The sequence below is a fragment of the Bradyrhizobium sp. P5_C11_2 genome (genome assembly GCF_054049755.1).
This window is the reverse complement of the sequence record NZ_JBFULT010000603.1, coordinates 1-4,392: the sequence shown is the minus strand read 5'-3', so window position 1 is coordinate 4,392 and position 4,392 is coordinate 1. Positions and strand designations below refer to the sequence as shown.

The window sequence follows — 4,392 nt, the reverse complement described above, 5'->3', positions numbered from 1 at the left end:
GTCCAGCCGGGAAGAGGTGCAGCAACGGGGTGCGATGCTTTCACGGGCAAGTCGGCAGCATCCGCAGCGGCCGCGGACCAGGCCAGCGCAGCGAGGCAGATCAGCGTACGATTCATTGCAAATTAGAGCCCACGTGAGTGACGGTTTAGTTCTAGCGGGTTCCCCTCGCGATTGCTGTTGCGGCCGGGCGACACTCGATGAAAACGAGGAGAAGGCGCCACGCAACTCACAGCAACTCAGGCGAGCCGTCGACCGCATCGATCATCAGGTTTCACACCGTGGCCGCCGCGGCCACCTGCGGCCGCCGCCGGCCGAGCAGGACCAGGATCAGCACCGTGGCGCAGGAGAATACCAGCGTCAGGCCCAGCGCGCCGCGGCTGCCGTACTGGGTGAGCAGCCCGGCGAGGAGCGGTGGCGAGATGGCCGAGGCCAGGTTGAGCGGCAGCGCGATCATCGACATCGCCTTGGCGAATTCGGCCTGGTCGTAGAACACCAGCGGAATCGTCGCCCGCGCCACCGCCATCGCGCCGCTGCCGGCGCCATAAAGCAGGATGAAGACCGCGACCGCCCAGGTCGCGCCCTCGCTCACCATCAAGAGCAGCATGGCCACGGGCAGCGCCGTGCCGGCGACCAGCCCGGTCGTGATGCCATCCCACCGCCCTCCGCCGAGAAAATCGAGCCCGCGGGCGCTGACCTGGATCACGCCGAGCATCGAGCCGAACGCGATGGCCTGCGCCGGCGCCAGGCCTTCCGCCCGCAGCAGCTCGATGAGGACGGCGCCGAGGCCGAAATTGACGAAGGCGTTCAGCGTGATCGCGATGACGACGAGGTTAAAGGTGCTTTTGGGAATCGCAGGCACATCGGAAGGTTTTGCGGCCTCTCCGCCGTCGTCCTTCGCGACCTTCCGGCGCGGCGCGGCAAATGCGTAGAGCGGAAGCGAAATAAGGATCAGCATGGCAGCGTAGACCAGGCAGGTGCCGCGCCAGCCGAAATGGCCGCTGAGGAACGAGGTGGTCGGCCAGAAGATGCTGCTGGAGAGGCCGGTCACCAGCATGAGCGCGCCGATGGCGTTCTTGGCCTGCCGCCCGGCTACTTCGTTGAGCATGATATAGGCACCGGTCGACAGCGTGGCGCTGCCGCCCATGCCGAGAATGACCCAGGCCGCGAAATAGAGCATCGGCTCGCGCGCGAAGAACAGGACGATATAGCCCGGCACGGCAACGACCGTGCCCACCATCATCACCTTGCGCGCCCCGTGTCGCGCAAACGCCTTGGCGAGCCAGGGCGCGCACAGCCCCATGGTGACATAAAGCACCGAACTGCCCGCAAACACCGCCGGCAGGCTCAGCCCGAGATCGGCCGCAAGGTCACGGCCGATGACGGCCGGAAGGCCGATCGTGCCCCATCCAATGAGTTGGGTGATTGCCAGCACCAGCAGGACCCCGATGAGCCTGCTGTCAGATTTCAAGAATCGCATTCCACTCGTCGCCTGCCCGGCAGGCGCCGATCACGCCTGTGACACCCCTCTTACCCGGAGAYTCAGCTTGCGGGAACGCCGGCCGCCGAATGGCAGCAGGCGCCCGGGAGCATGTCAGGAGGAGGCAGCAGCCCCTACTCTGCGATCCCGAGCAAGGATCGCGCCTCAGCCACAGTCGCGACGCGCCGGCCGTGGCGCCTGACAGAATCGGCGGCGATGGTCACGAGCTCAGCGTTGCTGGCGGCGAGGCGCGTCCTGTCGATCCTGATATTGTCCTCGAGCCCGGTGCGAACCGCGTCGGCGCTCCGCGCGAGCGCCCAGCCCATGACCTCGGCTTGATGGCGACCGATCCCGGCCGCGGTCCACGTCGCTTTCGGGATCAACCGCCTGAGCTCTCCCAGGAGGATGTCGAGGACATGCTCGTCGGCCGGCATCGCGTTCTTGACGCCCATGACGAACTGCACGTGCGGACGCGGGTCGATCAACCCCGCCTCGATCAGGCGGCGGGCGCCATGCAGATGCGACAGATCGAATATCTCGATTTCCGGACGGATGCCATTCGCCTTCATGCCGGTGGCGAGGGTTTCGACCAGGGCCGCGCTGTTCTCGTAGACGATCGTCGGGAAGTTCACCGATCCCGTGGAGAGCGAGGCCATGTCCGGCTTCAGATAGAGCGACGATCCACGCGCCGAGGGATCGCGGCCACGTCCGCCGGTCGAGAACTGAACGATCATCCCCGGACAATGCTTCCTGATCCCCTCCTGCACCAGGGCAAAACGCTCCGGATCGGAGGACGGCGTCTCGTCATCGTTGCGAACATGGATATGCGCAAGCGTGGCACCGGCTTCGAAGGCCTCGTGCGTCGACTCGATCTGCTCGGACGGCAAGATCGGCACCGCGGGATTGTCCTTCTTGCGCGGAACGGAGCCTGTGATTGCGACGGCAACGACAGCGGGGTTCATCCTGCAACCTCATCATGATCGCGCTCACGCGCACAAAATCGAATCGGCAGTCACGACTGCCGTGAAGCCCTGCCGCTGCGACAATCATCGATCGCAGCGGCAATCGCCTCATACCATATCCGTCAGGTCGGAACTGCGGCAGCCCCGCTCGCCGCTCCCGTACGCCGCCGCTCATAGTCTGCCCGCGCCATCGGAACGGCTTCGGGATTGCCGAGATCGTCGATGCTGATCCGGTAAGTTTCCCGGGCCGTGACGGCCGCCAGCGCCGCGATGACCGTGATGCCGAAGGCGATCGCCCCCACCGTCAACGGGATGTTGGCCGAGCCGGGAGGCGCCACGGTCGCGAACAGGGCGGGAAGCAATGCGGTGATGGTCGTTCCGATGTTCTGCGAGATCGCCATTGCCGACACGCGGGTGCGTGTCGGAAACAGCTCCGGATAGAAGCTCGGGAAGATCGCGTTGTAGCCCTGATAGACGACGCCCCACATCAAGAGCGACACCAGGATCGCCAGCGGCACGTTCCTGATGCTGATGGCATAGAGATAGACGAAGGCAAGCAGGCCGGAGAGAAGCGCGCCCACGATGATCGGAGGCCTGCGACCGACCTTGTCGGAGAGATTGCCGACGAAGGGGATGACGAATATGGCCAGCATGTTTCCGAGGACCGGGATCCACAGATAGACGTCCTTGGCAAATCCGATGCCATAGGCCGGCTGGACCGCGTAAGCCGCACCGAAGATGGTCGCAACAACCGGGATGACGTTCATCAGAGCCATGCAGATGACCCTGAGCATGTCGCGCCAGCTCAGCTTGATGGCCTGGACAATGGGCGAGCGCGGCGTTTCTCCCCGCTCGCCCTCCTGCGCAAAGGCAGGGGTTTCGTCGACTTCGCGACGAATGATGTAGCCTGCGACGATGACGAAGAAGCTGAGCAGGAAGGGAATCCGCCAGCCCCAGCTGTTGAAGGCCTCGGTCGGCATGTAGGCCGCCAGCGGCAGGAAGACGGCTGCCGCGAGAATCTGTCCGGCCTGCACGCCCTGAAGGGCGAAGCTTGCATAGAAGCCGCGCCGGCCGAACGGCGCATGCTCCAGGATCATCGAGCTTGCGCCGGAAATTTCACCGGCCACGGCAAATCCCTGCACGAGGCGCAGGATGACGAGCAAAATCGGCGCCAGGATGCCGACCTGTTGATAGGTCGGCAGAAAACCAACGGCCATCGTCGAGATGCCCATCAGAAACATGCAGACGACGAGAACAGTCTTGCGGCCATGGGTGTCGCCCCAATGTCCGAGAACGAAGGCACCGATCGGCCGGGCCACATATCCAACACCATAGGTCGCCAGCGATGCGACGATGGCGACGGTGGGATTGTCCGACGGGAAGAAGATCTGCGGGAAGATCAGCGACGCAGCGGTCGCGTAGATGAAGAAGTCATAATATTCGAGAGCCGACCCAATCCAGCCGCTCGCAGCAGCCTTTTTGGACTGATTCATGTGATGGATCGCGCGAGTCGTGGTCATCTCAGAAAATTCCTCCCTGGTTTGCTGACGTCCCGTTGGCGGGCTTCGCTCGAAATTGGGCAGCAATCTCCGGACGCTCTGCGGAGTTTCGCGAGCGCTTGTCACTGCCGATAGGTGTCTGATTGGTCGCGACAATAGGCTTTCGCCGGGCTAACACAATTACCCAGTTATTCGATAAACCTAACATGATGTTATTTTAGGCGGTGGAACGCTTGAAGCCCGCCGCGCTCAAAGCGCCTTCTTCAACGTCACTCGCGTTGCGCTTCGCCCGGTCACTCAGTTTGCGACCGCGCCCTCGGCCGCCGGCTCCTGCGCGCGATCGGGCATGGGTCCGTCACCCGCCAAAGCACGAAGCCAGCGGCGATACTCCACGCCGAGAAGATCGCTTCTCAGGTGTATCTCGTCCTTGGGATGAAGCGGCAAAGTCTTCGGG

General features: G+C 63.8%; 3 protein-coding genes. All 3 read right to left on the bottom strand.

Annotation, left to right across the window (positions count from 1 at the left end):
- Window positions 1–271 precede the first annotated feature (271 nt).
- The 3 genes from ACXJL8_RS35030 to ACXJL8_RS35020 all read right to left on the bottom strand — a co-directional run bounded on the left by ACXJL8_RS35030 (window position 272) and on the right by ACXJL8_RS35020 (window position 3,959).
- Window positions 272–1,477 (bottom strand): MFS transporter, encoded by a 1,206-nt coding sequence (locus tag ACXJL8_RS35030; RefSeq protein WP_456622766.1) that lies wholly within the window; start codon window positions 1,475–1,477, stop codon window positions 272–274.
- 134 nt (window positions 1,478–1,611) lie between these two features.
- The gene (locus tag ACXJL8_RS35025; RefSeq protein ID WP_456622767.1) at window positions 1,612–2,439 is read right to left on the bottom strand and encodes a 3-keto-5-aminohexanoate cleavage protein; all 828 of its coding nucleotides are present in this window, start codon (window positions 2,437–2,439) and stop codon (window positions 1,612–1,614) included.
- A 122-nt stretch (window positions 2,440–2,561) separates the two neighbouring features.
- Entirely contained in the window at window positions 2,562–3,959 is a 1,398-nt protein-coding gene (locus ACXJL8_RS35020) for an MFS transporter (RefSeq protein ID WP_456622768.1), read from the bottom strand.
- Window positions 3,960–4,392: the final 433 nt, after the last annotated feature.